Here is a 2,924-nt window from a genome sequence, read left to right on the forward strand (position 1 = left end):
GTATGCGTCCGGCCGCTGCACGTCCGTCAGGTGTTGACGTGATTTCCGCTCTTCCAGGCCCAGGGCAGCAGCTCGTCGAGGCGGTTGACGGGGTGGCCATCGACCATGCGCTCCAGCACATCGCGCAGATAGGCGAAGGGCTCGACGCCGTTCATCTTGGCGGTCTCGATCAGCGAACCGACCACGGCCCAGCGGTCGCCGCCGCCGTCCGAACCGGCGAACAGGTGGTTCTTGCGGCCGAGAGCAATGGGCCGGATCGCGCGCTCGACGGGGTTGTTGTCCAGATCGATACGGCCGTCGGCCAGGAACAGGCTGAGCGCGTCCCAGCGGCCGAGGGCGTAACGGATGGCCTCAGCCAAGGCGCCGCGCGGCGGCACGCGGGCGAGTTGGCGTTCGAACCAGACGTGCAGGGCATCGACCAGCGGACGGGAAGACTCCTGACGCGCCGCCCGCCGCAGCGCCGCCGACTGGCCGCGCACCTGGGCTTCGATGGCGTAGAGCTCGCCGATCCGGCGCAACGCCTCGACGGCCACGGGCGACTGGGTTGCCTCGGCGATCTCATAGAACTTGCGCCGGGCGTGCGCCCAACAGGCCGCCAGCTTGATTTCGCCGGACGCCGTCAACGGCTCGAAGCCGGCATAGCCATCGACCTGGAGGACGCCCTTGAACCGGCCCAGATGGGCGGCCGGGCGCTCACCCTTCCGGTCCGGCGCATAGACATAGACCGTGCCGGGCGGCTCCGGTCCGCCCCACGGTCGATCATCACGAGTGTAAGCCCAGAGCCGCCCGGTCTTGGTTCGGCCCCGGCCAGGATCGAGCACCGGGATGGGCGTGTCGTCGGCGAACAAGTGGCTGCTGGCGAACAGGTTGGCCGACAGCTTGTCATGCAGGGCTTCAAGCCACCAACAGGCCCCACCGACCCAGCCGGCCAGCGTCGAGCGCTCCAGATCCACGCCGTGTCGGGCGAAGATCTTGGACTGGCGATAGAGCGGGGTGTGGTCGCAATACTTGCTGATCAGCACCTGGGCCAACAGCGCCGGCGTGGCCAGGCCGCCGTCGACCGGCCGCTCCGGCGCCGGCGCCTGGACGACTGTTGCGCAGGCCCGGCAGGCGTACTTGGGGCGCACGATCCGGATCACCCGCATCTGCGCGGGGACCCAGTCCAGCATCTCGCTGACGCTCTCGCCGATGCTGTGCAGGGCGCCGCCGCAGGCGCAGACCGGGCTGTCGATGTCGATCAACCGGTCTTCGCGCGGCAGATGGTCGGGGAGCGATTTGCGCTTGGGCTGGGTCTTCGCGGGCGCCGGCAAGATGTCGGGCCGGCGCGCTTCGGCGGCGGCCAGATCGGTCTCGACATCCTCCAGAGCCAGCGCCAGTTGATCGGCGTCCAGGCGCTCGGAACGGCGTCCAAATTGCGCGCGCTGGAGCTGCTTGATGATGGCTTTGAGCCGGTCGATCTCGCCGTCCCGCTCACCGACGAAGCCGGCCATTTCGCGCACCAACTGGTGCAGCAAGACCGTGTCGGTAGGCAGGTTTTCCAGATCCAGCCGCATGCCCGATTCTACTATTTTCGGAGTCCGCGACCAAGCATTTTCCCCTTATCCAGCGGGGGTTTCGACGCTATTTCAGCCGGCGATGGCGGGTCGCCAGGTGCGCTCTGGGAAGCGCCAGTCGATGCCTTCGACCAGCATGGCGAGTTGCGCGGGCGAGAGCACCACGGAACCTCCCGGCGTGGTGATGTGCGGCCAGATGAAGCGCCCGCGTTGCAGTCGCTTGGTGAACAGGCACAGGCCCGTTCCGTCCCAGTAGAGCAACTTGATGGTGTCGGCCTTTCGCCCCCGGAAGGCGAACAGGTGGCCCGAGAACGGGTCCTCCTTCAGCACCTCCTGCACCAGCATCGACAGGCCATTGAAGCCCTTGCGCATGTCGGTGTGGCCCAGCGCCAGATGCACCTTCACGCCGGATGGGATGATCATCATCGGGCCGCCTCCCGCTGCGCCACGTACCGCCGGACCTCGTCTGGATCGCTCCCAGGCGGCGCGAAGACCCTGCGTCCGTCGCCAAGATCGACGGCCACCGCGCCCTCGGGGATGGGCAAGGGAATGCCCGACGTAAGAGCCTGGCCCGCCGCCTTCAGGCCATCGCCAACCAGCCGAACGCGAGCCAGCCGTGCGCGCTCGTCCTGGCCAAGGCCCATCTGCGCGCGCCACCGGAACACCATGCTGGTGACCACGCCGTGGTTCCTGGCCACCGCGCTGACCGTGGCGCCGGGAAGCTGCGTTTCGGCGACGATGGCGCGCCTTTGCTCGTCGCTGAACGTCCGGCGACTGCTCCGGCCGTCACCGTCGCAAAGGGTTCTGGTCGCGCCCGTCAAGCCGGATTCCAGCGCCGGGGCCTTAGCACTAGTGCTTCGTCTGGGGCACACATACGGGCGGGCGCTGGGATGAACGAGCTCTCTCCAATCGATCCCAAGGGGATCTTCGTCGAGGCGTTGACGCCACTGGCGCAGCGACGAGGGCGTCAGGCGATGGGCGCTGGCATACTCCGCAGCGGTCAGCCCGCTCCACAGGTGGGCCTCGACGTGCATGGCCCAGAACGCCTGCACGGCCCTGTTACGGACCTCGCTGGTGGAGCGTCGCGGCGGAGGCTTTCGCTTGCTCAAAGGCTTGTGCTGCAAGGCGTCGGCGTCACCGATCTTCTTCAGCCAGTTGCCGAAGACGGCCGGCTTGAGCTGGTGTTCGCCGCAGTATGCCGCGCGCGACAGACCGCTCAGCCGCCACGCCTCGATGTGGACCGCCCAGTAGGTTCGCAGTCCTCGGTTTTGGTACCGCTTCGACGCCACGGCCGACCTCCCTCGATAATCAGGAGCCCGACATGGTTCGCCTCATGGAAGGAGAACAAGAGTGCAACAACCGAACGCAAAC

At 67.6% G+C, this 2,924-nt stretch carries 3 protein-coding genes; all 3 read right to left on the bottom strand.

The window, feature by feature from the left end; genetic code table 11:
• Positions 1-26 precede the first annotated feature (26 nt).
• The 3 genes from tnpC to tnpA all read right to left on the bottom strand — a co-directional run bounded on the left by tnpC (position 27) and on the right by tnpA (position 2,842).
• Positions 27-1,553 carry an IS66 family transposase gene (tnpC, locus tag AC1RNC_RS26025; protein ID WP_492888872.1) on the bottom strand — a complete coding sequence of 509 codons (1,527 nt, stop codon included), beginning with the start codon at positions 1,551-1,553 and terminating at the stop codon, positions 27-29.
• Between the two features lie 72 nt (positions 1,554-1,625).
• Positions 1,626-1,979: an IS66 family insertion sequence element accessory protein TnpB gene (tnpB, locus tag AC1RNC_RS26030; RefSeq protein ID WP_492888873.1), complete on the bottom strand. Its 354-nt coding sequence runs from the start codon at positions 1,977-1,979 to the stop codon at positions 1,626-1,628.
• Positions 1,976-2,842 carry an IS66 family insertion sequence element accessory protein TnpA gene (tnpA, locus tag AC1RNC_RS26035; protein WP_492888874.1) on the bottom strand — a complete coding sequence of 289 codons (867 nt, stop codon included), beginning with the start codon at positions 2,840-2,842 and terminating at the stop codon, positions 1,976-1,978. The genes tnpB and tnpA overlap by 4 nt, the downstream gene beginning before the upstream one ends.
• Positions 2,843-2,924 lie beyond the last annotated feature (82 nt).

It is taken from the genome of Caulobacter sp. GW822-FHT01G02 (assembly GCF_058802865.1).

Excerpts from the sequence above, each read along its gene's own strand:
- tnpC (WP_492888872.1), bottom strand. The coding sequence starts at position 1,553 with ATGCGGCTGGATCTGGAAAACCTGCCTACCGACACGGTCTTGCTGCAC.
- tnpB (WP_492888873.1), bottom strand. The coding sequence starts at position 1,979 with ATGATGATCATCCCATCCGGCGTGAAGGTGCATCTGGCGCTGGGCCAC.